23 protein-coding genes and 1 other RNA gene are annotated in these 25,022 nt (G+C 37.9%); 15 read left to right on the top strand and 9 right to left on the bottom strand.

Annotated features, from left to right (window positions below; all coding sequences use genetic code 11):
* Positions 1-306 precede the first annotated feature (306 nt).
* Positions 307-528: a Calvin cycle protein CP12 gene (locus PLEUR7319_RS0107330; protein WP_019504562.1), complete on the top strand. Its 222-nt coding sequence runs from the start codon at positions 307-309 to the stop codon at positions 526-528.
* A 200-nt stretch (positions 529-728) separates the two neighbouring features.
* The gene (locus PLEUR7319_RS0107325; RefSeq protein ID WP_019504561.1) at positions 729-1,322 is read left to right on the top strand and encodes a DUF3177 family protein; all 594 of its coding nucleotides are present in this window, start codon (positions 729-731) and stop codon (positions 1,320-1,322) included.
* A gap of 36 nt (positions 1,323-1,358) precedes the next feature.
* On the opposite strand, the gene PLEUR7319_RS41200 is transcribed toward PLEUR7319_RS0107325, so the two are convergent.
* Complete coding sequence (locus tag PLEUR7319_RS41200; RefSeq protein ID WP_019504560.1) at positions 1,359-1,526, bottom strand: hypothetical protein; 168 nt, start codon at positions 1,524-1,526, stop codon at positions 1,359-1,361.
* Between the two features lie 86 nt (positions 1,527-1,612).
* Positions 1,613-2,833 carry an HhoA/HhoB/HtrA family serine endopeptidase gene (locus PLEUR7319_RS0107315; protein ID WP_019504559.1) on the bottom strand — a complete coding sequence of 407 codons (1,221 nt, stop codon included), beginning with the start codon at positions 2,831-2,833 and terminating at the stop codon, positions 1,613-1,615.
* Positions 2,834-3,656: 823 nt separating this feature from the next.
* Between PLEUR7319_RS0107315 and PLEUR7319_RS0107310 the strand changes: the two genes are divergently transcribed.
* On the top strand, positions 3,657-5,273 hold the full coding sequence (locus PLEUR7319_RS0107310) for an Hsp70 family protein (protein WP_019504558.1): 1,617 nt from the start codon (positions 3,657-3,659) through the stop codon (positions 5,271-5,273).
* A gap of 420 nt (positions 5,274-5,693) precedes the next feature.
* Positions 5,694-6,485, top strand: a complete 792-nt coding sequence (locus tag PLEUR7319_RS0107305; protein ID WP_019504557.1) for a WecB/TagA/CpsF family glycosyltransferase — start codon at positions 5,694-5,696, stop codon at positions 6,483-6,485.
* Between the two features lie 619 nt (positions 6,486-7,104).
* On the opposite strand, the gene PLEUR7319_RS0107295 is transcribed toward PLEUR7319_RS0107305, so the two are convergent.
* Positions 7,105-11,133, bottom strand: coding sequence for a hypothetical protein (locus PLEUR7319_RS0107295; protein WP_019504555.1), 4,029 nt, complete (start codon positions 11,131-11,133; stop codon positions 7,105-7,107).
* A gap of 453 nt (positions 11,134-11,586) precedes the next feature.
* Here PLEUR7319_RS0107295 and PLEUR7319_RS34535 point away from each other — a divergent pair, with 453 nt between their 5' ends.
* Positions 11,587-11,805: a hypothetical protein gene (locus PLEUR7319_RS34535; protein ID WP_019504554.1), complete on the top strand. Its 219-nt coding sequence runs from the start codon at positions 11,587-11,589 to the stop codon at positions 11,803-11,805.
* A 117-nt stretch (positions 11,806-11,922) separates the two neighbouring features.
* Here the strand turns inward: PLEUR7319_RS34535 and PLEUR7319_RS0107285 are convergent, their stop codons facing one another.
* Complete coding sequence (locus PLEUR7319_RS0107285; protein WP_019504553.1) at positions 11,923-12,453, bottom strand: DUF421 domain-containing protein; 531 nt, start codon at positions 12,451-12,453, stop codon at positions 11,923-11,925.
* A gap of 421 nt (positions 12,454-12,874) precedes the next feature.
* Here PLEUR7319_RS0107285 and PLEUR7319_RS0107280 point away from each other — a divergent pair, with 421 nt between their 5' ends.
* Complete coding sequence (locus PLEUR7319_RS0107280; protein WP_019504552.1) at positions 12,875-14,071, top strand: HhoA/HhoB/HtrA family serine endopeptidase; 1,197 nt, start codon at positions 12,875-12,877, stop codon at positions 14,069-14,071.
* Between the two features lie 691 nt (positions 14,072-14,762).
* Positions 14,763-15,407 carry a hypothetical protein gene (locus PLEUR7319_RS37890; RefSeq protein ID WP_019504550.1) on the top strand — a complete coding sequence of 215 codons (645 nt, stop codon included), beginning with the start codon at positions 14,763-14,765 and terminating at the stop codon, positions 15,405-15,407.
* Between the two features lie 92 nt (positions 15,408-15,499).
* Here the strand turns inward: PLEUR7319_RS37890 and PLEUR7319_RS0107270 are convergent, their stop codons facing one another.
* The 3 genes from PLEUR7319_RS0107270 to PLEUR7319_RS0107260 are packed head-to-tail and all read right to left on the bottom strand — an operon-like array spanning position 15,500 to position 17,469.
* The gene (locus PLEUR7319_RS0107270; protein ID WP_019504549.1) at positions 15,500-16,465 is read right to left on the bottom strand and encodes a hypothetical protein; all 966 of its coding nucleotides are present in this window, start codon (positions 16,463-16,465) and stop codon (positions 15,500-15,502) included.
* Positions 16,466-16,488: 23 nt separating this feature from the next.
* Positions 16,489-16,842 carry a DUF565 domain-containing protein gene (locus PLEUR7319_RS0107265; protein WP_019504548.1) on the bottom strand — a complete coding sequence of 118 codons (354 nt, stop codon included), beginning with the start codon at positions 16,840-16,842 and terminating at the stop codon, positions 16,489-16,491.
* Between the two features lie 21 nt (positions 16,843-16,863).
* Positions 16,864-17,469, bottom strand: coding sequence for a DUF3611 family protein (locus tag PLEUR7319_RS0107260; RefSeq protein ID WP_019504547.1), 606 nt, complete (start codon positions 17,467-17,469; stop codon positions 16,864-16,866).
* A gap of 388 nt (positions 17,470-17,857) precedes the next feature.
* Here PLEUR7319_RS0107260 and rnpB point away from each other — a divergent pair.
* From rnpB to PLEUR7319_RS0107240, 5 genes are all read left to right on the top strand, one after another.
* Positions 17,858-18,326, top strand: an RNA gene (gene rnpB / locus PLEUR7319_RS38760) — RNase P RNA component class A.
* Between the two features lie 21 nt (positions 18,327-18,347).
* Complete coding sequence (gene rnc / locus PLEUR7319_RS0107255) at positions 18,348-19,088, top strand: ribonuclease III (protein WP_019504545.1); 741 nt, start codon at positions 18,348-18,350, stop codon at positions 19,086-19,088.
* A gap of 128 nt (positions 19,089-19,216) precedes the next feature.
* Positions 19,217-19,969, top strand: a complete 753-nt coding sequence (locus PLEUR7319_RS0107250) for a HEAT repeat domain-containing protein (protein ID WP_019504544.1) — start codon at positions 19,217-19,219, stop codon at positions 19,967-19,969.
* 22 nt (positions 19,970-19,991) lie between these two features.
* Positions 19,992-20,600, top strand: coding sequence for a flavin prenyltransferase UbiX (locus tag PLEUR7319_RS0107245; protein WP_019504543.1), 609 nt, complete (start codon positions 19,992-19,994; stop codon positions 20,598-20,600).
* A gap of 166 nt (positions 20,601-20,766) precedes the next feature.
* Positions 20,767-21,321, top strand: coding sequence for a hypothetical protein (locus PLEUR7319_RS0107240; protein ID WP_019504542.1), 555 nt, complete (start codon positions 20,767-20,769; stop codon positions 21,319-21,321).
* 268 nt (positions 21,322-21,589) lie between these two features.
* Here the strand turns inward: PLEUR7319_RS0107240 and PLEUR7319_RS0107235 are convergent, their stop codons facing one another.
* Positions 21,590-21,790 carry a hypothetical protein gene (locus PLEUR7319_RS0107235; protein WP_019504541.1) on the bottom strand — a complete coding sequence of 67 codons (201 nt, stop codon included), beginning with the start codon at positions 21,788-21,790 and terminating at the stop codon, positions 21,590-21,592.
* A gap of 523 nt (positions 21,791-22,313) precedes the next feature.
* Between PLEUR7319_RS0107235 and PLEUR7319_RS0107230 the strand changes: the two genes are divergently transcribed.
* Both PLEUR7319_RS0107230 and argB read left to right on the top strand, forming a co-directional pair.
* Positions 22,314-22,835, top strand: a complete 522-nt coding sequence (locus PLEUR7319_RS0107230; RefSeq protein ID WP_026102369.1) for a shikimate kinase — start codon at positions 22,314-22,316, stop codon at positions 22,833-22,835.
* A 91-nt stretch (positions 22,836-22,926) separates the two neighbouring features.
* Positions 22,927-23,823, top strand: a complete 897-nt coding sequence (gene argB / locus PLEUR7319_RS0107225; protein WP_019504539.1) for an acetylglutamate kinase — start codon at positions 22,927-22,929, stop codon at positions 23,821-23,823.
* Positions 23,824-23,861: 38 nt separating this feature from the next.
* On the opposite strand, the gene PLEUR7319_RS0107220 is transcribed toward argB, so the two are convergent.
* Positions 23,862-24,392: a hypothetical protein gene (locus PLEUR7319_RS0107220; RefSeq protein WP_019504538.1), complete on the bottom strand. Its 531-nt coding sequence runs from the start codon at positions 24,390-24,392 to the stop codon at positions 23,862-23,864.
* Between the two features lie 86 nt (positions 24,393-24,478).
* Between PLEUR7319_RS0107220 and PLEUR7319_RS0107215 the strand changes: the two genes are divergently transcribed.
* Positions 24,479-24,997, top strand: coding sequence for a hypothetical protein (locus PLEUR7319_RS0107215; protein ID WP_019504537.1), 519 nt, complete (start codon positions 24,479-24,481; stop codon positions 24,995-24,997).
* Positions 24,998-25,022 lie beyond the last annotated feature (25 nt).

The following is a 25,022-nucleotide window of genomic DNA, read 5'->3' as shown; positions in this document are numbered from 1 at the left end:
AATGATCTTCCGTTACAAGTCAATGGATTATAAATTTCAAGTTTTAAAATTGATAATCTTGATAACGTAATTACGCGTCTGCTTACCCTTCGGAACGCCTGAGAAGCAGATGATTAAATTTTTAAAAATATTTCTAGAACCCAAAATAGCTTTGATTGCTCATGGCTTGTAAAATACTGTGATCTTGAGTATTTAATTTCTTAAATCAATAGGCGCTACAATCTAGGATGGAGTATGAGGTAATTATCATCTTCAAACTAGTAAGCGTGGCATAATATAAATTTAAATTGACATAAGAGGACTAATATGAGCGATATACAAGAACAAATACAAAAAGAAAGACAATCTGCTAGAGAGGTCTGTGATCTTGATGCAACTTCTGCAGAATGTGCTGCTGCTTGGGATGCAGTAGAAGAACTTTCCGCAGAAGCTGCACACCAAAAACAAAATGCTCCCCAAAAAAGCTCTTTAGAAAAGTATTGTGACGATAACCCCGATGCTTTAGAGTGTCGTGTTTATGAAGACTAATAGAAAACGCGTCTGAACAAATTTAGTGGACTTAAAGTCGACAGTTAAATAACTATTTAGTTACCTTAGGTGAGAATATGCTATGTTCTCATCTTTTTTTGACTTTACTCAATTATTGGTGCATTTTTGAGAGATAATCTGGAGTTATCTAAAGTCAAACACAACAGATAATATTTAGTCACAATTTCAACAGGACAAAAATGGATATTTGGTTTAGACCTCTAGTATGGATGGACTATCGTTTGGGTGTATTACTAACCCTAATACTGCCTATGGTGCTGTTGGTTTGGGCGTTGTTCCAGAGACAAGAAGCTATGCAAAAATTGCTGATTATTTACTGGCGGGTTGCCAGTCTTGTTATGATCACGCTTTATTTGCTAATCCCTGGTTGGAAGATAGGTTTTATTAGTGCTGTTGCAGCTCCTATCTTAATTGCGATCGCTCTCTGGTTTTGGGTTGATTTAAATGAAGAAATTCGAGATATATCCCAGAGTACTATCAAGCTGGTGTTTACTTCCTGGCGCTGGGCGATGACGGCCTATTGCGTTTTAGGAGCGATCGCTAAATCAATTTTTCTTCCCTGTGGTTTGTCTAATAGCACGGTGCAAACTACTTTTTGTCAGGTTTGGTTAGAAGCTCCCCAAGCATATCGTAATTTATTCCATGATAAACCTGGAAACGAAGGTTTCTTGGGCTTTATGGGAGCAGTAGGATTAATAATTTATCTCATTTATTTGGTATATTTTGTCTTGATTCGCCTCGGTAAACAAGGAAGATCTGCATTGGAACAGTAGTGGCGAAGCTAATCGTCCCTACGATCTAAAAATAATTTATTCGTCACTCACACACCAAGCCAAAAAAACCACAATTAACAAAGCTATTCCCCACCAGCTATAGGAAACCAAGCCACTAACTAAATTAAGGGGAATAAAGACTAAACTCTCTGAGAGTAACCAATTACCAATCAAAAGTACGATTAAAATGACGGTAAGGAACATAATATGCCTTGTATGAATTAGCTTGGTTCGAATTAGACCTATTTTGGAAAAGCTGTTAGCTATGGGCTAACAGCTAGTAGCTTTTTTTAAGATAGTCCTCGTAATTGCGTCGTAACAATATTTAATTTCAAAGTACGATCGCCTCGTAGAACGGTGAACTGGAGGCTTTTATTTAAGCCACTACCATCCACTATGGATTGTAATTGACCAGCATCATTAATTGCTTGACCATCAATCGCCACAATTACATCTCCCAGACGTAAACCTGAATTGGCAGCGGGAGTATCAGGTAATACTCGCACAATCAGTACTCCTTCAGTTTCCGGGATAAAGAAGGGAGAATTAGGATCTTGATTATTTCTTTGCGCTAATTCAGGAGTTAAAGTTCGCATTTGTACGCCGATATAGGGATGAGGAACCTTTTTACCTGTAGCTAGGGTATTAGTAATCGATTTCGCCTTATCAATGGGGATAGCAAAGCCAATACCATTGGCATCAGGTCGAATAGCAGTATTAATGCCAATCACTTCTCCCCGTTCATTTAATAATGGCCCTCCAGAATTACCAGGGTTAATCGCTGCATCTGTTTGTAAAAAGTCAATTCGTTTGTCAGGAATACCTACCTGGGCCGAAGAACGAGTTAGAGTACTGATAATACCTAAAGTAACGGTATTGTTTAAGCCGACAGGATTACCTACTGCGATCGCCCAATCTCCAACCTGCACATTACTAGAGTTACCTAGGGGAGCAATGGGAAGATCCACTCCCCGAGGGTCAATTTTGACTACAGCTAAGTCGGTAACTTCATCTGTCCCTTTCACGACTCCTTCAAATTCTCGTCCATCTTTGAGAGTAACCGTAACCCGATCTGCACCGCTAACTACATGAGCATTAGTTAAGACGATCCCGTTTTTCTGGGTGATAAATCCTGATCCCTGACCTCTCACCTGCCTTTCTCTGGGCATTGGATTACCAAAGCGATCGCCAAAAAATTCCCGAAAGAAAGGATCTTCAAAGATGGGGTCTACCCTACTGGCGATTGTCTTCTCGGTATCTATTCTGACTACTGCCGGTCCAGTTTTAGCGATCGCAGCAGTAACAAAACTAGTAGACGTATTGAGTGGAACTTGGGCTAATGTTTCTTCTTTTAGAACAATAGGATTATTTTTAAGATCAACTCCAGAGTTGTAATTTAATGTGTCCGCTTGGGAGGACGTTACTCTAATACTGCCAAAAGTCAAAATGACTCCTAAAAAAAGTGCTGTAGCGTGGCTAGCCACTTTACCTAGAAATCTGTGCTTTTTCATTCTTGTTTGCAAACTTTAATTATTTAATTAGTCATATCTTTTCATCATAACCTGACTGATTTAACAAATAGCTGACAGCTTTAGGCTGAAAAGCTGATCGGCTTAAATTATCTTTGATTAAATTGATAACTAACCGCCAAGCGGATTTAATATCTGAGGAGACAATCTTTTGCTGCGAATATTTACCAAAAGATACGTTGACACTCCCATCGCTCTCTAGCGAGGGATTCTTGTATCACCCCAAGTTAACTAGATGAGAACAACAATGTTGCAGACACATCCCCGTCAGAGCTTGATCCTCAAGCTTTTCGCTAGCGTTACAGCTAGCCCGTTCCTGGTTGCCCCCCAGTACGGCATCAGAAAATCTGATTTAACTTCGTGGTTTGAATATTTTACCTGCTCAAACACTCGTGAGCAGAACCTTATATATTCACTTTTCGAGGTACTGATTATAGACTTGGTTTTCGTCGACAAAACTATAGTACATCAGTTCAAACTCTTACTACATGAAGATACATGCGGCAAAAGAATGCCTTTGTGTATCAAAAGTGTTTGCCCAGCTTCGTGTTCTGGGTAAACCTCAGCTCTTCGTAAACCTCAGCTCTTCGTTGCCCCTGGAGGGGCTGTGGGCGTAATCGCATTGCGCTGCGGCAGTCGCTTCAAGCGGGACCAAGGGATTAGCCGCAGGTGCCCCGCCAACGCGCTGCCTTCTTTATAAGCCCCGTTTCGATTCATCCCTCACTGAAAGGGAGGGTCTTCTCTCACAGAATGATAAACTAATTTGCAATAAACATATTGATTGTTCACATCTAAACTTTTGGCAATGGTAAGTAATTCCAGTATCGCTACCTCCTATGCAATTGATTTTGGCACTAGTAATACGGCAATTGCTCGCTGGAATACTGCCACCGAAAAAGCGGAACTAGTTAAACTACCTGGTTTGTCCCAACAACTTAGCTCTCTCCCTCCTCTAATTCCCAGCCTAGTCTATATCGAAGATGCTCAGGCTGCTAAAATTATCGCAGGACAGGCAGTACGCGATCGTGGTCTGGATTTTGCCAATAATCCCCGTTATTTTCGTAGTTTTAAGCGGGGAATTGGTACCGAAATCCAAGGTTTTTTACCCGAATTAGATGGCAAAAACCTCTCTTTTGAACAGGTGGGCGAATGGTTTTTGCAGGAGTTAATTAGTAACCTGCGAGGGGAAACAGAGGAAAATCTCCAGTCTTTGGTTTTGACTGTTCCTGTTGATAGTTTTGAATCCTATCGTAACTGGCTAATGGGGGTTTGTCAGTCGCTGAAGGTAGAGCAGATTAGAATCTTAGATGAACCCACCGCAGCGGCTTTAGGCTATGGTGCAGCCGATCAAGAGTTGCTATTGGTGATCGATTTTGGCGGGGGGACAATTGATTTTTCCCTAGTACAGCTGTCACAAAAAACTGCCGAAACCCAAGGCTATATCCTCAAGTGGGGTAAAAAAATGTTGGGAGAAAGCACTACACAAAGGAAAAATCTGGCTCGGGTGATTGCCAAAGCAGGAGATAATTTGGGAGGGGCAGATATTGATAATTGGCTGGTTGATTATTTTCAAAGTACCCAAGAGTTGCCCAAATCTATTCTGACAACTCGTTTAGCCGAAAGATTGAAGATTAAGCTTACTTCCACAACTGAAGCCAATGAAGTTTATTTCAACGACGAAACTTTAGAAACCTATGAATTAGAACTTGATCGAGATCGCTTTGAAAATATCCTGAGACAACAACGGTTTTTTGAACGACTTGATGATTTAATGACTCAAGTTTTACAACAGGCACGACGTAATGGTGTCGAGACTCAGGATATAAACTCAGTCTTGTTAGTTGGTGGCTCGATACAAATACCTGCAGTACAAAACTGGGTCAAACAATATTTTGATGAAGCTAAGATAAAGAATGACCATAATTTTGAGGCGATCGCCACTGGAGCCCTACAAGTTTCTAGAACTGTTGAAGTTAAAGACTTTTTATACCATAGCTATGGTATTCGCTACTGGAATCGTAAAACCAATGCTCACAGTTGGCACCCGATCATTAAAACAGGACAGCCTTATCCAACAGAAAGCCCAGTAGAGCTTGTTTTAGGAGCATCTACTCCCAACCAAAGTAGTATTGAACTCATTATTGGCGAATTGGGTCAAGAAACCGCTACTACGGAAGTTTATTTTGATGGCGATCGCTTAGTGACTCGTTCTGGAACTTCTGTTAATACTAGTGTTCAGGCTTTAAATGATCGTGAAGGAGCGAGGACAATTGCCCAACTCAAACCATTGGGCAATCCAGGGAGCGATCGCCTTAAACTTTTATTCAGCGTTGATTCTAAAAGATATCTACGTATTACGGTAGAAGACTTATTAACCCAAGAAACTTTACAGAATAATTATATAGTAGTTCAACTAAATTAACGAAGCATACTGTAATATATACATAGGTAAAACCTATGAGGAGCAAAGCCCTCAGTTACGCTGTATTTTAACTCATATTGAGCTATTTTAAAAGATGGAAGCATGGTTTGAGAAAGATTAATCTATCTGACATTACCTATGCCTATATTTATCGCGAAGTATCTTATTTATTCAAATCTATAAAACGTTAATATTCTAGTTTTTTAGGTACATTATTCTTTTGCTCACAGTTGCTAAGTAATTATTGCTTAGCAGAGATTACTTGGTTATGTTGCTTGGTTAATAATGATTTAGTAGAAATTGCTTAGTAATTTTACTGATGTAATCATTACCTAGCTGCATTAAATTAAGAATTTAGACGTAGTAGCATCCCCAGCAAAATAGATATCCACCATAAAAAAAGAGATATTGAGAAAGTCGATGAAAGCAAAGCGAGTAAATATACTAGGTATTCAAATTGATAATATTGGTATGTATGAGCTTATAGATAAGCTTAGACTTAATGGTGGAGTGGTATTTACCCCTAATGTGGATCATCTGATAAAACTTCAAAAAAATCGAGAATTTTATCGGGTCTATCAAGAAGCAGATTATCGGGTGTGTGATAGCCAGTTAATCATGTTTGCTTCTCACTTTCTGGGACAACCGATCGGCGAAAAAGTTTCTGGTTCGGATTTATTTCCAGCTTATTACCGTCGCTGCGCTAATGACGAGAGCGTCAAAATCTTCTTGTTAGGTGGTTTAGAAGGAGTTGCTGAACAGGCGCGTATTAATATTAATGCCAAAGTTGGTCGTAATATGGTCGTAGACACCTATTGTCCTCCCTTTGGTTTTGAAAATGATCCTGTCGAGTGCCGCAAAATCACCCGGAGGATCAATAATTCTGGAGCAAATGTCTTGGCAATTGGGGTAGGGGCTCCAAAGCAAGAACAATGGATTAGTAAGTATAGGTCCAGATTAAAAGGAATTGAAATATTCTTGGCGATCGGTGCCACGATCAATTTTGAAGCCGGTAATGTGAAAAGAGCACCAGCATGGATGAGCTCAGCTGGTTTGGAATGGCTCTATCGATTAGCATTAGAACCAAGTAGATTGTGGAGACGATATTTAGTGGAAGATCTAGCATTTTTCGTGCTAGTTTTACGCCAAAAGTTTAATTTAAATCATAAAAGAAATTTTACTTGCGAAAAAAACTTGTTTGAATCTAGATAACTGATGTTACGCAGCTTAATGAGATTTCAGTAGTTTCAGTAATTATTTGAGGACGAAATATTATGGGTTTCAGTCCTAACGTGCGTAACATCAGCTAGATAAATGTTAATTTTCCAAGTTTAGCTAGTATAGCCAAAAAATTATTTAATTATTTACTTCATATATTTTATTCAAGTCTATTATGAAAGACTCTAATATTTTTGCTCTTATAAGATTGACTCTCATTTATGAAGTGTTTTTAAAGATTTTCGTAAAAGATGTAAATTTAAACACATTTGTATAGCTAATTGCTTCCTCATGAGACATACTTATAAGTAGGGAGAGGCTAAAGAGGATTTAATAATAATGCTAGAGAGAATTTTATTGGCGGTAAGCGTTACTTTTTGTATTTATTTGTTTTTAAATTTAGGTGAAAAGTCATCAAGAACACAACCTTTAGATACTAATATAGGTCTAATTCCCGATGTTATTCATCAAGTTGTATTTTTTGGATAGATAGTAAATTGCCGATAGGTGAATTAGCAACATATCTCGTTATTAGTTATATTCATCATTTAGTTAGCTGCTCAATATTAATTTTCAGTTAGAGACTTTGAAATTAATATTGGGCAACTTTTTTTTATTGCCATCCTTGCAATTGGTTAGCATAGGTTTGTAGTCGGTTAGTTAAATGTTCTCGTTGCTTTTCAAAACCAGCTGCTACTATAATTGTGCAGATTCCGGTTAATAGACCAACAATCCATTTCAAGAAGGAATAGGCTAAGACTAGAATTACTAGTTGATAGATAACAGTTATAATAAGCGTGATTGTACCTGCAAATAAGAAAGCTCTAATTTTTAGACCCAAACCAATAAAAATTAAACTAAAGCTAATTACACTAGGAATAACTCCTAAATCTTGATAGAAAAGTGCAGCGACACAAATAATACAGGTACCTACAAGACGTAAATAGTGGCGTTGTTGACGATGAGATTGAAAATGAGGGTCGAATTGAGCAATATATAAAATTGATAAGCCAATCATTCCCGCCAGCCAAATAAATTCAGTGTTGTATTGCCAAACTAGCCTAATAATTCCCCAGTTAATGAACCCTAAGCTAACATAACTCCAACGTAGATTTTTTTGATGATAGGCAATACGGAGATAAAAAATCGCAGTGATCGCTAAGCTGAGATAGGAAATATCCTCTGCTGTTACCAAAGCCATTAGAGCAGGAATAATCAAAGCGACACGTTGCCAAGGAGTAGCTCGCCAGCCTAAATTTTGCCAAGGTATTTGATAGATAATCAGAGCAACAGCGCAGGTAAAAATAACCCGCCAAGGATCGAATAAACTCAGTCTGCTAATAATGAGGCGACTATAAACTAATGTGGCAGCAATTTCGACTAATCCAACGTATACCCACCAGTCATTAGCTGGATTGGATCTGGTATTTTTTGGGTGATCTTTTCCTTGGATTAGAGCATAAGCACCAAGACAGAAACTAGTAGCAATACTAATAGTAGTTAAACGTGGAGTGGCACTTTCGATCGCCATACTGGCAGCAAAAATTTTGAAAATGCTACTAATTGCCCAATGAATATGAGCAATCAGAATAATCTGGACCAAACTAAGTCCAAAAATAGTGCTTTGATGTCTTTGACGATACCACCAAGCACTCAAGCGATAGGAAAAAGCGATCGCTGCTGCCACTAAAGCTAAGATAGTCAAACCGTCGGCAGCACTTCCCCCAGATGACTGTTGCATCTGATAAATAACTAGTTCATAGATACCCAAAGATATTCCAGCAAAGCCAAGATAGTTAGTGACTAGATTGAGCTGGTTATTATGCTGCCTACTGTTAATCAAGATCAAAGCAATCCCCAGGGTCAATAGTCCTGAGTAGGCATCATAGAAAGACAATCGCCACAACATTCCTAAAGTGCCATAGATCAAAGGAACATAAGATAGATTTAATTCTGCCCAAGGTGAAGCACCACGAACGATCCACGGCATAAATACCAAAGATAATAATCCTAAAATAATATTGGTAATTGCTAAAACTTCACTACGACCTCCAACAGCAATAATCAATCCTGCTATCAATAGTTCAATTAACCATACCAACCCATATAAAACTCGATGGTTCGGTTGTTGATAGTAACGCCAAATAATTGCCCCAGTTATCAGAATGATAGTCAGTAGATATTGAGCATATACTTGAAACTCCGTCAGATTGAGATAAATCACACTGAGTAGAGCTATATCAATTGCGATTAGAGCGATCGCCCAATAGTCTGTTGCCTGAATATATTTCTCAATCAATTTAAAGCTTCTTGCTTCTACTCCTACGCCCAAAATTCCGTGAGCATTACGTTGAGAAATATAAGAAAATTTAGGAGTATCTAAAGTCTGTTGTAGGTATTGACGGAAATAATATAAACCTAGAATCATCACCGCACCAACTACTAGCCAATTCCAAGAGCTAATGAAACTTTCAATTAAGCTAGCAACCAAACTCAAGCTAAAACCAAGATGAATTACCGTTACTATTGTGCGACGTAAATGAAAGGCATTCGCTAGCATTATGCCTACTGCGATCGCCAAACCAGTAAATCTGGTTTCGGGTTGTCCCAATACTAATAATTGAACACTAACTAAACCAATACAGCTGAGATAAGTTGCTAATCGACGCTGTTGTATCTTGCGGGTATATCTGGCAATAATAGTCAGCATCCCAGGAATCAAAAACCAGACTAATCCCCAACGAAAAGCACTCGGATTGAAATTTGTTCCAATTTGGGATAGAAAACAAATATAGCTAATTGTCCCCAATAATAAGCCAACATACCAACAGCTATGTTTCAAAATATTCAAAATAGATAAGCGATTGGAGTGCCAATTAACTCGAGGCTGCTTGGCTTGATGGAGATAAATAAACAACTCCACAATCGCCAGGACTGTGAATATACTTCCCCAAACCGCTGTGCTTAAATTGGGCAACATAACATCAATCGCATTAGTGATAGTCACTAACCCTAGTAAATGAGTAATGTAAATTAGATGGATTCTGAGTGGCTGGCGAATCCAGACAACATAACCGAGAGTAAGAGTAGAAAATAGTAAATTTAGCGATCGCCAAGTAGGATTAGAAAAGCTGAGACAAGTTAAGATGATACCCAAGAGTAAAGTAAGGTATTCTGCATATAAAGCCAATTGTAGTTTCTGTCGACGATACAACCAAGTTGCGACGAAAACAAATAAGAGCACATAGGGAAAAAGAGTAACCCCAAATACTGACTCGGGAAAATATTCGGTCTGACTAATTTTTGTCGACAAGTCCAGAGCATCGGTACGTAAATTTGGAGGAATTAATTCTTTGGAGATATATAGAGTTTGTAAGCCAATCAAAAAGATGGCTGTTAAATCTCGCTTGCGCCAATAAAGAGTTAGCCGTTGACCAAATAAATGAATAGTGACAATACTTATCCCCACAGTTTGCCAGAAAAATAAAGCGGATTGAAATGTTCCTGCTATTAGGGATAGTAACCAAGTCCCAGTTAAGATAAGAATGCTAATCGTTTGGCAAATATTACTCAAAAAAGTATTAGTAATAGTTGCTGCTTCAGTTTGTGCCTCTTCAGCAGGAATATTCTTCCCCTTTCTTACCGTAGTCAGCCAAATTGTTCCTAAAAGCCACCCACATAAAGCGATCGCTAAAAGATAATTAGAAATTAGAATTTCGTTGGTTAATAATTCTCGGAATAATAATAAGAGCCAAGCAGCAAACAAAAATAATAACCTGGTGGTCGGATATTTCTGTTGTGGAAGCATGAAAACATAGTGAATTAAACTAATAACAGTAATTCCACCATAGATAGCTATCGTCGGTAGGGCATTTAATTGCCAACCTAAATGCAAGAAACTCAAGAACAAGAAAAATGGCAGAAAATATTGATGTTTACTAGATTTCTGAGAACTAAATTGTAAATAACTAATACTAGATAAAGTAGTTAAGGCGATGGTGATCGTGATCCATTCCCAGATATTATTGCCGAGGCGAAACTGACTAATTGCCCAAAAATTGATCGGTACCAGTAAAGTGGCGATCGCTCGTAGTGTCTGAGAAGTCAACTTTAAGTTATCTTGCTGATTCGACCAAAAACCGACTCCCCAAAAGACCAAAGTATAAATTAAGAGAATAAAATATTGTCCAAATCTGGGAAAATTTTCCCACTGACTTGCTGCTAATACCCCAGAAGAAATAACAACTAAAAATATACCGAGAAATAATAACCAGCGAATACTTAACTCATCTAAAAATCCTTGCCATAGTTGAGTAATGATATTAGGTTTTGGTGTAACTTTGACTATAGTTTTGACTGTTATTTTTGGTCTACTTGGCTCAATATCTGGAACAGATTTTATTTCTTTTGTCTCAGGTAAAGCACAGATTAAATTTTGGCGACATATTTTCTTAACTTGTGCTTCGCTGATTAATTTCAGTTTAAGCCATCGATCCAACCCGTTTAATAATTCAAGCTGATTAGGTTTAACATATATCTCGAGCTTGATCCATGAATTATCCTGAGGAAAGTTCTGGCGATTGGCTTTGTCACCATTCGAGGATGAACCACCGCCCTGAGGGTACTCGCCATTTTGGGACATAAGAAAAATGCAAAATCAACTTAGACTTTATTTATATCCTAATTTATCCGAATTAAGTGGATTTTGGGATTATACCTTTACTTATTTGTAAAACACAAATTATATGAATAGTTGATAATGATTTATTACTTTTGTCTCTAAATATTTTTGTCTGATTCTCATATTAATTAATAAGATATAGACTGTAGCTCATAGCTATGAGAATCTCTTAGTAGCAATTCTAAATCATTTGTGAAATTAACTTCTGCCCTTATACGTTTGCGTTTCGGAGCAAGTCGTTAGACTCAACAAGTCCGTAGGACTCAGCGGTATCCTTCAGGGCTGCCTCCTGACTTCTACTTTTCTTTCTTTTCAATTTTTATGACTTAAATAGGATTGCCATATCACTAAAGATAGGTGTTTAGCTGATTGATTTTAGCTATCTTAAGATCAGAAAATAAGCGAGATAATAATATGAATAATATTTGGTACAAAGTAATTTTATCTGGTTTACTACTAATGCTGATTTTAGCTCCCTTTGCTGGATTAGCCCCTTTATTATTTCTGATCTTAGTTGCTAATGTTTATTGGCTTTTTAGCTCCATTACGAAAATTTTGATTTTTGGCGAGACTGATAAAAGTGATCTTACTCAACCAGAGGAATTACGCGATCACGATACTGCAAACAACTAAACAAATTTTTGGAGGATATATGGCGGTTCTCATTACAATTCTAAACCCTGGTTTTGCTAATGGCTAATAGCTAATTGAGGTGTACCTCATTAATTTGAGAAAGGCTATACATAATGTTTATTGTTGACCACTTACCAATTTGGTTTTCAAACTAAAGCTAATTTCACCATTCCTTTCTAAACAAGCTTTTTCTACGCGGTCAAGTCGATCTATCTGACATTGAAGACGTAGCGTAGATGCTAAATCTTCTCTGGTTATGTGACAAGCTTGCATGGCTTGGTAACACAATTGACCATCTCTAATTAAAATTCGCGATCGCCCTTTTATTTTACTTTCAAATCTGCTGAAATAAAATGCTATTGCCGAGAATAACCAATGCATTACTACTAAAATAAAGCTAGCAAAGATAGTTTCAAAAAAGGCTGAAGTTCCATTAATAGCACGACTCAGAGTAGAGCCAAAAATAATACTAAGAACTACATCAAAAGCAGCATACTTCCCAATAAAACGACGGTCTCCTACCATTCTAATCATGATTAAAGCAGCAATATAAATCGTAGCTGCCCTTAATCCCATTTGCCAAAGATTTAGCTGCGGGGAATCTAATCCAAAAGCCCAGTTTATTACATTTGCTGTTGAGGCAATCATTTAATAACCTGATTTTTTATTAGTTATCTGTCGTTAATATTGATTAAAGTGTATCAACATTCCGGAGACTACGGGCAGCTTAATTGCTGGAACACTCTAGAATTAAATATATTAGGTTTTCTATCAAAAGAATTATCCGAGCCATATATTTAAAACATATTATTATTAGAAATAATTGCTTGTTTACATTCAGTAGGGTTTTCTCTACATAACCGATCAACATAATTGAATATCATACAAAATTCAAAAGATTGTCACGAAAAAGACACATCTTCTAGCTAAATTCATAATATCAGTCGAAAGTAGAGACTAAAAATCAAAGGTATATATACTCTCTGAACTCTGATGATTATGACAAAACAACTATAAATAATACTTACCGATTAATCTAAACTACCAAAATATATATACAGATAAACAAATGAAACATTCTACTCTTTTGAAAAAAGCCACAACCTCCTTATCTCTGGTTCTTTTAGGGGGAGGTTTAGCCTTGGGTGGAAACCATTTAATCAACTCTCCCCAAAGTTTTGCCCAAGACTCGACAGATTCTGATGTGGCAGTGGAAACAGAAACTACGCCGCCACAAGAGACAGCGATCGCTGTTCCCCAAAACTACGTCAGTGCCGTAGTCAATAAAGTCGGAGATTCAGTAGTACGAATTGATGCTTCTCGTACTGTTTCGACTAACGCTCCTGCAATGTTCAAGGATCCTTTTTTTCGTCAATTCTTCGGTTCCCAGATTCCCAATATTCCCGATAAACAAGTTCAAAGAGGATTTGGCTCAGGATTTGTAGTTAGTTCTGATGGATTGATCCTGACCAATGCTCACGTTGTCGATGGTAGCGATCGAGTTACGATAACTCTCAAAGACGGACGTTCTTTTGAAGGAAAAGTAATGGGAACAGATAGCTTGACCGATGTGGCGGTAATAAAAATAGAAGCTGAAGACTTACCAGCAGTTACTTTTGCTGACTCGGAAAAGCTACAACCTGGAGAATGGGCGATCGCCATTGGTAATCCTTTAGGGTTAGATAATACTGTGACTACGGGAATCGTAAGTGCGACTGGTAGAAGTAGCTCTCAGGTAGGTGTAGCAGACAAGCGAGTTAGCTTTATTCAAACCGATGCCGCAATTAATCCTGGTAATTCTGGTGGACCTTTACTGAATGCTAAGGGTGAAGTTATTGGCATCAATACGGCAATTATTCAAAGAGCGCAAGGTCTTGGTTTTGCTATTCCCATCAATACTGCTCAAAATATCGCCGAGGATCTAATCGCTAATGGTAAAGTAGATCACTCCTTTTTGGGTATTCAAATGGCACAAATTACGCCGCAACTAAAAGAACAGCTAAAAAGTCAGACAAATTTCAGCTTAAACGCCGAAAAAGGAGTTTTAATTGTTGATGTTGTCCCTAACTCTCCGGCCGATAAAGCAGGATTAAAACCAGGTGATGTGATTCAAACTATTGCTGCGCAAAAAGTTACTGAAACTGACGAAGTACAACAAACGGTAGCTAAAACTAAAGTAGGCGAAAAACTCAACCTTGGTTTGCAACGTGATGATAAACAAGTAAATGTCGAGGTAAAAGTTGGGATACTGCCCACTTCTAACTAGCCAAGAAGCTAACTTTTTAATTACTTTCAAATTTTAGTATTCCTTACACAACTTAAGCGATAAGTCAGATTTTTCAGGCTTGTCGCAATTTCTTGGAGTTGAATTTTTGTCAATAACGTTTTTGGCAACGTCGAAAAGCAAAAAATTGAGTTGGTATCTGCTAACCTGGGGCAGAATTGGCAGTCTTTTTTAAAAGCAATAGGGAACAGCCTCGGTGAATAATCGTCTGCCTCAGCTAAAGTTATCCGCAGAAATTTTAGAAGTACTGCGTCAGGGAAAAATAGCCGACACTAAATCCAGAGCGATCGCCTAAATCAAAGACGAGCAACAGAGAAATAATTTAATTGATGAATCTGTTACCAAAAATCTTTCTCTGGTTCAAATTAAATATCATCTACGAGTGATTTGGCGATCGTCTCGAACTGATTTACGATTAGAGAGAAATGTCCTTCCTCTGGATAAGTCCTTATTCCACACCCACCCGAAGGGGGCAGTCAAAAGTAACCTCTATGAACAGGATTTAGTATGACTATATATCTTAATCATCGTTGATTAAAGAGCAATCGCCTGATACAGTATTTATTCAATATTTAGTGATTGTGGACTCAAACAAATACTCTTTGGTCAAAAGTAAATTTATAATCGTAGTTTGTATATTACAAAACACAGATATTGACCACAGTTAGAATCAATGAGTAACTTTTTGTCTGGAATCAGCATAACTTTATCTGCCATAGCTTTAGCTGTATCGGGATGGACGGCATATCAACTATCTCAACTTAATCTTTTGATAGACCAGCAGCAAAATACGATTACCGAACAACAAAATACTAATACTCAGCAACAGGATAAAATTACTCAGCTTACTCAGAAAATCGAGCAAAATAAAGCTTTAATATCTAGCGATACAACACAACAATTAAATTCCGTCTCTACAACTTCCAAGGCACAAAATAATGTAATTCAGCCAGGACAATTTGTGCGCCAAGGCTTTGACAACAAAATAAAAATTGAATTGCAATCAGTCAAAAGAATTCAAAATCCTGATAGTGAGGAAAAAAATGTAGTAGTCGTGCAAATGCGAATACGTCGTATTGTCCCTAAAGGAAAAGTAGATGCGATAAGCTTAAACCAATCGCGAGGAAGAAATCCCGAAACCAGCGAGGTTTACCGTACTATTCAGAATAAAAGTACCAGTTTTACTTACATTAATGATTTACCGCAAGATTCTTGGGGCAATGCTTATTTTTGGTTAAAAGTGCCTGAAGGAATAAATGTAATCGATATTGTGATACCCGAAACAGCAATCTTTGAAGCTGTTCCTATTAGTAGTTAGAACTACTATAAGATATTGCTTGAGTAATAGGGTGAACTTTTGAATAGCGATCGCCATATAATACTTTTTTAAACAATCTTAATTTAAATCGTCTACGATGTTGAAGAATTAACTGGTTGATAAATTCTGCCTAAACTGCGATCGCTTTTAATTTCAACTACTAAATCGGCGCTCTTAGTAAGGGGGTCTATAAACAATTCTGGATGAAGAGCTTTCCAGAAATATTCTACAAAGCGATCAATTTGCGCATCGCTCATACCAGTTTTTCCAGTAGCGATCATTTTATGCTCTGCTTCCTTGCGCCACTGTTTACTTAAACGATAATCTTCAGGGTATAAAACAATTAAACGGTCTAATTTATTCCATAGGGGTAGATACGCCTTCAAACGATCGTTATTATCTAAAGCGAATTGTTTATCTTCTGGAGTATGAATGGGATCGGGAGGATGATCAAAGTAATCTGCTGATATTGGTTTTACACCGACAAACCAACCTTCAAATAATAAAATATCTGGTTTGGGTATAGCTTCGGGTTCAGTGCGATCGCCATCGCCATGAAATACTGATTTATCAAAGCGGGGCATTAAAATCTGAGTTGCGGAATTTCCTGACAGACACTGTTCAATTACCTGCAAACCTAAGTCAACATCATGAGTTCCTGGAGGACCACGCCAAATTAAACGTGGATCTTGTTGCTTTAACTTTTGTCGCTCAGAATGAGTGAGATATAAATCATCTATAGAAAGATTAGCAGTAGAAAATCCTAAGTAATTAAGAATCAAATTAAGGATGATGCACAGGGTGCTTTTACCAGTGCCTTGACCTCCCAAAATCCCTTGGATTAAAGTTCTATCTAATGTTCGTCTAGCTTTAGCTAGCTTTAAAGCTACAGGGAGCCATAATCTTGCCAATTTAGTCGTAATAATGTCTTGTTCTTTAAACCCCAAGGTTTGACATTTTTCCTTCACCTGTAACGATAAGTCAGCAAAATACTGTGACTCAGTCCCCTGAGAAACTAATCCTTCCAATCTCTCCAGATAAACTTCCTCATCCTTCATCTTTTATCCCTCATCATTTATAGCTACGAACCCAATTTAAAGGCTTCTAAATACAAACTGTAGGTCAGACCAACTTTAAATAAATTCAACACCTCAAAAATAAGAGGACGTCTGCTGGGGGATGAGTCTAATTGCTGACGGTTACGACGACTATATATAAACCTACTCGTAATTTCGGTCACAGCAAATACAATAGCAGCAGCAGGAACATCCCAAACCGCGTCTTGTCCAACAGTTGTCACAATTGCTGAACCCATAAAAAATCCTAGGAGAATACTAATTACACTCAAAGCAGTGCGTCGCCAAGGATTGCTAAATACTAATTCTAAGCGTGCGCCTGTGAAATTAATCAGAGTGTTTAGGCGAGTACGTTGCACGGTTAATTCCTGATTACTGAATTACTTATCGATTTGACTGTAAATCCACAAAGAGCTGACTATTCCAATAAAATGTCCAGCAATAATATTAATGCAGGCTTGGATAATAAATACATCCAATGAATTCACAAATTCTGTATTAGTTTGACTGTTAAAAATTTTCCCAGGATCGAGAGATAAAGTTTTAGAAAGAACAATTCCCGCAATAGTTTCTGCTCCCAAGAGGGTTATTAAAGCACCTACCAGACTGGTGATAACAGCAATTTGAACTATCCTGATCGTGGTTGATTTCTTGGGAGGTGTAACCCCAGGAGTAGTAAACTTGGTTGCCATTTTGCCATAACGAAAAGAAATGCAAATTCCCATAATCAAACAAATCAGACCGCATACAGCGCAAAACAAGCTAAATCCAACACCAGGACTACTTCTCTCATTTTCATTAACTATTGCCAGAGCTAAGGTAACAGAAGAAACTACTCCTAAAACCACCTGAATCCAAAATCCAGCTAATCCCGCCCATTTGAGGGTTGTTCCTACCTTACGCAAGCGGGCAGATTTAGATGTAGGTGTGGAACGAGAGTCACTAAAATTTTCAGAATAGGGTGTGATGTCTGATTCTTTAGTCATGATTTTACTGATTGGTATTACTTGATTCTAGATAACAATTAAATTAGAGGTTTGAAAACTTCAAGTATATTGATATAGAAGTTAGGAATGAAAGCAAGAGCAAAAATATAAATAAAAATAAACTTATTGGTTAATAGTTAATTGTCGATGGATTTTTTCAATTGGGTTTAAAGCCCAGAGAAAACTAACTAAACCCGCACAATGGGCAGCCATAATACTAATAAAGGCTTGAATTATAAATAGATGATTTTATCTATTCACTGTGAATATGAAAAAGCTTAGAGCTTGAAGCTTAAAGCTACGAACATTATAACTATCACTTTGATCTATTAAATTAGCAGCATTACTTGAGGTTATCTATAAATCAATAATAAACTAGATAAATGAGAGAGTTAGCGAGGTAGTTGCAGATTTGTTCCTAGAGACAAATTTGAGGAAAGTCCGGACTCCCAAAAGACCAGACTTGCTGGATAATTCCCAGTGCGAGCGATCGCGAGGATAGTGCCACAGAAAAATACCGCCAATTCTTGAAGGATGAGAGCAGAAGGATAAGGGCGGAGGAATGAATCAATTCCTTACTCTTTATCCCTCATAACTCATTCCTTATATTGGTAAGGGTGCAAAGGTGCGGTAAGAGCGCACCAGCAGTATCGAGAGGTACTGGCTCGGTAAACCCCGGTAGGGAGCAAGGTCGGAGGGATTATGGTTGGTCTTTTCCCGATCTCGATTTTGGAGAACCGCAAGAGATGTTTGGTAACAAACATCCCAGATAGATAACTACCCTCGACTTGGGTATGTGGAATAAAATACACTGCTACAGTTGAGAACAGAATCCGGCTTACGTTCTAACTCTCTCCATTCATATTGTCCATATCTAAATGTTTGAAGATCCCAGACGAAAAAAACAACTTCAGAAATTTATTCAAAAATTGGGGTTATCTGAAACTGAATCAGTTAATTGGTCGTTGCTCAATTTAGCGTTAACTCATCCCAGTATTTCTAGTACTGATAACTATGAACAGCTAGAGTTTGTCGGTGATTCGGTTATCAGGTTAATATCTGCCGAATTACTCTTAGAAGTCTATCCCCAAGAGCCAGTGGGAGAATTTGCCGCTATTCGTTCCATTCTAGTCAGCGATCGCGTTTTAGCCGAGTTAGCAGAAAGCTATGGAATTGAACCATATTTACTTATTGGTTCTAATGCTACTGGTAATCCCATTGGCAGACAATCTTGGTTAGCAGATGCTTTTGAAGCTGTTTTGGGGGCACTGTACCTCAGTACCCATAATATGGATTTGATTCGTCCTTGGCTAGATTCAGTTTTAAAAACTAAAGCGGCAGAGGTTCGTAGTGATCCTGCTCGCCTCAATTATAAAGACGCTTTACAAGAATGGACACAAAAAAAGTACAAAATCTTGCCAAAATATCGGGTTAGAGAAAATAAGCAATTCAAGTCTTCCGCCCATCCCACTAACATATCAATTCATGAAGATCGATTTTTGGCTGAAGTATGGCTCAAAAATCGTTGCTTAGGCAAAGGTTATGGTCGTTCAAAAAAAGCTTCTGAACAAGCTGCCGCCAAGGAAGCTTTTATAGCGGTACGTGATGTTGGACATTAAACTTGTCCTGACTAAAAGGCGGGTTTTCCGACTTTGCCCTACTTAGATGAAATAGTAGTATGTGAGAACATAAAATAAGATTTTAATCACCTGCTAAGAATCAGATTATAAAAGAGTGACTAAAAGTGATGAAGAAAAATGATGAACTAAGTTTGATAGAAGCTGAACTAAGCAGTCCTCTAGATCAGATTGATTCGGCAGAGTCAGCATCAGAAATACCTCCTCCAGATCCAGATCGTATGCTGGGGTTATTGGAATCAGAAGAAGCTTCAGAAAGAACCATTGCAGCGCGGGCTTTCTGTGAATTAGAAGATAGACGCTCAATTCCACTCTTAATAAAATTACTTAATGATAGTTGTCCACTAGTTCGAGTTAGCACTACTTATGCCTTGGGGCGCAACACTGACCCATCTGCTGTCGAGCCATTAATTGAATTATTGGCTCGAGACTTTAATGGTTATGTACGCAAGGGGATAGTGTGGGCACTGGGCAATAGTAAAGATCGTCGCGCCCTTCAGCCTTTAATTCACGCAGTAAAAACTGATATTTCGGCGGTAAGACTTTGGGCCGCCAGTGGCTTAGCTCAAATCGCTACCTTAGATTATGAAGATATAATTGCAGCTATTCCTCCATTGATTCAGGGCTTAAGAAGAGACTCTACCGCAGCGGTTCGGAGTAACTGTGCCTGGGCAATTGGGCAATTATGTCGTGAACTACCGTCTAATGTAGTCTATGCAACGGCGATCGATGCTTTGATCGAATCTTTGGTAGAGGATGATGATTTTGGCGTTAAGGACGATGCTCGAAGTGCTATCCTCAAAGTCGGCGATCCTCGAGGTCTACAGATGATCGAAGAATTAGAATTTGAAGGATTAATTTGAACTGTCTAAATAAAAATATTACATGACCAAACCCCTAATTATCGGTGTCAGCGGTGCTTCGGGACTGATTTATGCCGTGCGTACTTTGAAATATTTACTGGCTGCTGACTATACTATCGAGCTAGTTGCTTCCCGTGCTAGCTATATGGTTTGGCAAGCTGAGGAAGACATTCGGATGCCAGCTGAACCAGCGCAACAAGAGTTATTTTGGCGAGAAAAAGCCGGGGTTAGCACAGGAGGAAAGCTCAATTGTCATCGTTGGAGTGATGTAGGAGATAACATTGCGAGTGGTTCTTTTCGTACTTTGGGAATGGTAATTATTCCCTGTAGTATGAGTACGGTAGCGAAGATCGCCTCTGGCTTAAGCTCGGATTTGCTGGAAAGGGCAGCAGATGTACAACTTAAGGAAGGTAAGCCTTTAGTAGTTGTTCCTCGAGAAACTCCTTTTAGTTTGATCCATTTACGCAACCTGACTGCTCTAGCCGAAGTCGGTGTTAAAGTTGTACCAGCAATTCCTGCTTGGTACCATCATCCCCAAACTATTGAAGATCTAGTAGATTTTGTAGTAGCTCGAACTCTTGATACTCTGGACATAGATTGTATTCCTTTGGAACGTTGGCAAGGAAATTGAAGTTGCTACAAAAATCATTAGTTATTTGTTGAGCAAAATTATTTGGTTTAATATCTGGAAAATCAAGAATAACAAAAACCGAGAGTGACCAAGTAGAATGGCAACATCATTGATTTTGAACTGAACATTCAAAATCTAAATTTTGATCAATCTACAAGTAACAATTATGAGTCGCTTGAAGTTATTTTTATTCCTGCTGATTATAGCTTTGCTGGGTATTATATTTTTTCAAAATCGAGAGCCTATAGTTCTTAAGCTGCTATGCCCCAATGATGCTCAATCCTGTCTCTATAAAACTCCTCAATTACCTCTTGCCATCTGGATTAGCTTGTCTATTTTAGCAGGAATAATTACTAGCTTATTTTGGCAAGCATTGAGTAGCTATAGTTACTCAAGCTCAGGAACGCAAAAGTATAATCGAGAAAATTCTGAACCTAGTCGAAGAAATTCGATAGATTTTGAGAACGGTGGTGATAGCTCTTCTTTCGCTCCAACCAACATTCAAGATAGTGCTGCTGATGAGCAAATTTACGATTCAACTAGCTATGAAGTACCGCAAGAACCCGAAAATGTTGAACGCTCTGGATCGAACTACTCTTATAAATATCGAACAGCTAGCGAACGTCCTCAAGACAAACGTAAAGCGGAGACTGAAAAGACTTCAATTGAATCTGAACTAAATCTTGATAATCAAGAACGAGATGATGAAGACTGGATTTAAATCAGTTTTAAGTAGCGTTTAAAAAAATATATTGGTTCTTTAATAAATCAACTAATAATACTCAAATTTTCCATAAAACTGCTTGTTCGTGGAGTCATATTAACTATTAGTAGAAGCAGATGCTAGACATCATATATTGACGAACTTCTATTGATGAAATTTACCAATTTCTATTCTACTAGGAGGGCTCTGCACACACTTACATAACAGACGATTACTAGAGTAACTTAATGTAGCTATTTAATTAGATTTAATTAAATAGCTAGGATTACTTTCTGGCAGCAGCAAATAACTCTCTAGATTCCTGTTTTACTAGACCAATCATAGCAGCCTGTTGTAAATTAATAAATGCTTCTAAATCTTCTAATTCATATTTACCACGCAACATCATCCTCAGCTTTTCTTCAGACTTGATAGACAAATATCCTGAATTCAAAGCTTGTTCAGCTATCTCACGAATCATTTTCATAATTTATTATTAACTCCGAATTTGAATATGCATTTAGAAAACAAAGTATTAAATTATTATTCGTAAAATTGATTAGATGTTTAAAAATTGATTGGTAAATATGATAAACAACGTATTTATCCATACTTCTATCTGACTTATATTAAATTCTAATTAAAAACGAGTATTTTTTCTGTGATTTAGATCACTCTACCTAAACCTACTACGTCATTAATGTAATGAATTAGTAAAGTAAGCAATTATTTAAATTAAAATTAAGCTAAATAGGTAAATTCTTATCTACTAGATTTTTTTGGGAGATTAATTGCTCATTAATTTTTGTTTAGCAGCTAATATTAACCTAAAATAACTTACATTAAGATATGTATAACTACTGATAATGACTTGCTAAATTAATCCTTGATCAATAGTTTTACTTATTATTATGCCTTCAATGATATCGAATAGATAAATTGATACCTAAATAACAGTAAAAAATGATCAATTATTGATCTCGTTAAACAAAAACTCCACGTAAACAAAAATGAGCAATTTATTACAGGGTTTAAACATATACTTAGTTGGCATGATGGGTTCGGGGAAAACAACTATTGGCAGACATTTAGCTCAAAAGCTACAGTATCGTTTTGCTGATACGGATCAAACCATCCAGGCGATCGCTAAAAAGTCAATTACAGAAATTTTCCAACAGGAAGGAGAAGTTTATTTTAGAGAATTAGAAACTAAAGTTTTGGCAGAATTATCTGTTTATACAAGATCTGTAATCTCTACTGGTGGAGGGATTATTCAACAACAATTAAACTGGAGTTACTTACGTCACGGTTTAATTGTCTGGTTAGACGTGGATTTAGAGATCTTAAAGAAAAGATTAGCAGGAGATCAAACCAGACCATTGGCTGACAAACTAGAATCACTACTCAAAACTCGTCGTCCGTTATATGCTCAAGCCGATATTTGCCTCTCGATTGAACAAGAACAAACTCCCCAAGCAATAACTAACCGGATTATTGAAACCATTCCCTCAGTGCTAAAATCTCAGGTCTAAAATTATACTGTTGCCTTGTTGCCTAAGGTTAATCATTATTTATAGTAAGTAGGAAGACAGTAAACCACTCAATCCGCAATACTCAAGTTTTATGGTCAACGAAAGCGAATATTTCAAAGAAGCGGCAGCTAACCGTGTCCGGGTACTTAGTGAAGCTCTTCCTTATATTCAGAAATTTACTAATCAAACTATCGTAATTAAATACGGTGGTGCAGCAATGAAAGATAGTAATCTCAAAGATAAAGTGATCAGAGATATCGTTTTTCTTGCCTGTGTTGGGGTGCGTCCTGTGGTAATCCATGGTGGAGGTCCGGAAATTAATACCTGGCTCCAAAAATTGAACATAGAGCCACTATTTAAAGACGGATTGCGAGTTACTGATGAGGTAACTATGGACATAGTGGAAATGGTTTTGGCTGGTAGGGTTAACAAAGGACTAGTTTCCCTAATTAGCCGTGCTGGAGCTTCCGCAGTTGGTCTATGTGGTAAAGATGGTAATTTGATTCAGGCGCGTCCTGTTGGCAAGGAAGGGGTCGGGTTTGTTGGGGAAGTGACTAATATCAATACTGGGGTAATTGAATCATTGGTTGATAGTGGTTATGTCCCGGTAATCTCTAGCGTTGCTGCTGATGAAAATGGGCAGGCATACAATATCAATGCTGACACCGTAGCAGGCGAAATCGCCGCCGCGCTTCAGGCAGAGAAGCTTATTTTGCTCACTGATACCCCTGGCATTTTATCTGACTATCACGATCCTTCAACTTTGATTAATAGATTAGATATCCAAAAAGCCAGAGAATTAATTGATCAAGGAGTTGTCTCAGGAGGAATGATTCCTAAAGTGAATTGTTGCGTGCGATCGCTTGCTCAAGGAGTTCGTGCTGCACATATTTTAGACGGTCGTTTACCTCACTCGCTGTTACTGGAAATTTTGACCGATGAGGGGATTGGCTCCATGATTGTGGCATCAGAACTAATGAATAATTAGATCTTTGATTCTCTCTGATACCAGTCTTTATTGACTGACTACCTTCTTATAACTCGAATATAGCTACTGTTGTGGTTATATCTATCATGGGTTGCTGGGTTGATAATAATTACCCTGGAACCCTTTTTATAACGTCTAGATCGATGAGAATGATGGCGATAACCATCGTAATAGGGCTGATGTCTATCGTAACGGCTAGAGCGTCTGTGATGAATATATTTCCGACGAGCTCTTCGATAAGGATGGTGATGGTATCCCCGATGATGATAGTTGCTTGCAGGAAGAGGAATATGGGTTCCAGGAGGAGGAGTTATATTTAGCGGAGTAGGACCATTGATACGGCTGCGAACTCCTACCTGAGCAAGTTGGAAATCAGCTTGAGAGTCGGTTGTCTGAGATGTTGCCTGGATCTTATTTTCTAATAAGGGGGGAGACTCCTTCGCAGTGATTTGGCTCATTGCTTCTACTGGAGAGCATAGCCCAACTGTTCCTAGTCCCAGAGCGAAAGCACTCAAAATTGGTTGCCAATTAAGTCGCCCATAAAATTTATGTCGATATTCTAAAATCATGATCTTGCATTACCATCTTTAAAGATCTTGAACAGTAATGTTAATTATTTAATAATAAACTATGTAATTACCACAGTATATTTAAAGTGACGGCAGACAACCGCGAAAAGTTTCATCTCAAATACCAAGCAGGAAAGGAAGCTCTAGAAAGAGGGCAATACCGCCTCAGTATCGAAAATTTGACAGCTGCCATAGATTTAATTGCTCCCAACTCTCGCCGGGGTGGAGAAGCCCAAATTTGGCTAGTTACTGCTTATCAAGCCGCTAACAAAATTCCTGAGGCGATCGCTTTATGCCAGGAGTTGACCACTCACCCAGACCCACAAACCCGCGAACAAGCTCAACGTATTTTGTATATCATTAATGCACCCAAACTAGAGCGACCTAGGGAATGGATGAGCGAAATTCCTGATCTGGCAAATAAAGACCCAGGACAATCTCGATATGTTGCTGCCAAAAAACCGACTCAACCTAGTTCTAATAAATTAGAAATTGAAGATATCGATCCATCACAAATTGAGACTAAAGACAATCAATTTATTTGGTTTGCCTTCATCCTAATTTTTTTGATTATGGGGAGTTTAGTCTGGTTTGGTCGTACTTAAAATTCTTAATTTTGAGTTCTAAATT

Source organism: Pleurocapsa sp. PCC 7319 (assembly GCF_000332195.1).
In the GTDB taxonomy this organism is placed as follows: Bacteria; Cyanobacteriota; Cyanobacteriia; order Cyanobacteriales; family Xenococcaceae; genus Waterburya.
This window is presented reverse-complemented; position numbering and strand designations above follow the sequence as displayed.

Coding starts and splice junctions, on each gene's coding strand:
- PLEUR7319_RS0107330 (WP_019504562.1), top strand. CDS start 307: ATGAGCGATATACAAGAACAAATACAAAAAGAAAGACAATCTGCTAGA.
- PLEUR7319_RS0107325 (WP_019504561.1), top strand. CDS start 729: ATGGATATTTGGTTTAGACCTCTAGTATGGATGGACTATCGTTTGGGT.
- PLEUR7319_RS41200 (WP_019504560.1), bottom strand. CDS start 1,526: ATGTTCCTTACCGTCATTTTAATCGTACTTTTGATTGGTAATTGGTTA.
- PLEUR7319_RS0107315 (WP_019504559.1), bottom strand. CDS start 2,833: ATGAAAAAGCACAGATTTCTAGGTAAAGTGGCTAGCCACGCTACAGCA.
- PLEUR7319_RS0107310 (WP_019504558.1), top strand. CDS start 3,657: ATGGTAAGTAATTCCAGTATCGCTACCTCCTATGCAATTGATTTTGGC.
- PLEUR7319_RS0107305 (WP_019504557.1), top strand. CDS start 5,694: ATGAAAGCAAAGCGAGTAAATATACTAGGTATTCAAATTGATAATATT.
- PLEUR7319_RS0107295 (WP_019504555.1), bottom strand. CDS start 11,133: ATGTCCCAAAATGGCGAGTACCCTCAGGGCGGTGGTTCATCCTCGAAT.
- PLEUR7319_RS34535 (WP_019504554.1), top strand. CDS start 11,587: ATGAATAATATTTGGTACAAAGTAATTTTATCTGGTTTACTACTAATG.
- PLEUR7319_RS0107285 (WP_019504553.1), bottom strand. CDS start 12,453: ATGATTGCCTCAACAGCAAATGTAATAAACTGGGCTTTTGGATTAGAT.
- PLEUR7319_RS0107280 (WP_019504552.1), top strand. CDS start 12,875: ATGAAACATTCTACTCTTTTGAAAAAAGCCACAACCTCCTTATCTCTG.
- PLEUR7319_RS37890 (WP_019504550.1), top strand. CDS start 14,763: ATGAGTAACTTTTTGTCTGGAATCAGCATAACTTTATCTGCCATAGCT.
- PLEUR7319_RS0107270 (WP_019504549.1), bottom strand. CDS start 16,465: ATGAAGGATGAGGAAGTTTATCTGGAGAGATTGGAAGGATTAGTTTCT.
- PLEUR7319_RS0107260 (WP_019504547.1), bottom strand. CDS start 17,469: ATGACTAAAGAATCAGACATCACACCCTATTCTGAAAATTTTAGTGAC.
- rnc (WP_019504545.1), top strand. CDS start 18,348: ATGTTTGAAGATCCCAGACGAAAAAAACAACTTCAGAAATTTATTCAA.
- PLEUR7319_RS0107250 (WP_019504544.1), top strand. CDS start 19,217: ATGAAGAAAAATGATGAACTAAGTTTGATAGAAGCTGAACTAAGCAGT.
- PLEUR7319_RS0107245 (WP_019504543.1), top strand. CDS start 19,992: ATGACCAAACCCCTAATTATCGGTGTCAGCGGTGCTTCGGGACTGATT.
- PLEUR7319_RS0107240 (WP_019504542.1), top strand. CDS start 20,767: ATGAGTCGCTTGAAGTTATTTTTATTCCTGCTGATTATAGCTTTGCTG.
- PLEUR7319_RS0107235 (WP_019504541.1), bottom strand. CDS start 21,790: ATGAAAATGATTCGTGAGATAGCTGAACAAGCTTTGAATTCAGGATAT.
- PLEUR7319_RS0107230 (WP_026102369.1), top strand. CDS start 22,314: ATGAGCAATTTATTACAGGGTTTAAACATATACTTAGTTGGCATGATG.
- argB (WP_019504539.1), top strand. CDS start 22,927: ATGGTCAACGAAAGCGAATATTTCAAAGAAGCGGCAGCTAACCGTGTC.
- PLEUR7319_RS0107220 (WP_019504538.1), bottom strand. CDS start 24,392: ATGATTTTAGAATATCGACATAAATTTTATGGGCGACTTAATTGGCAA.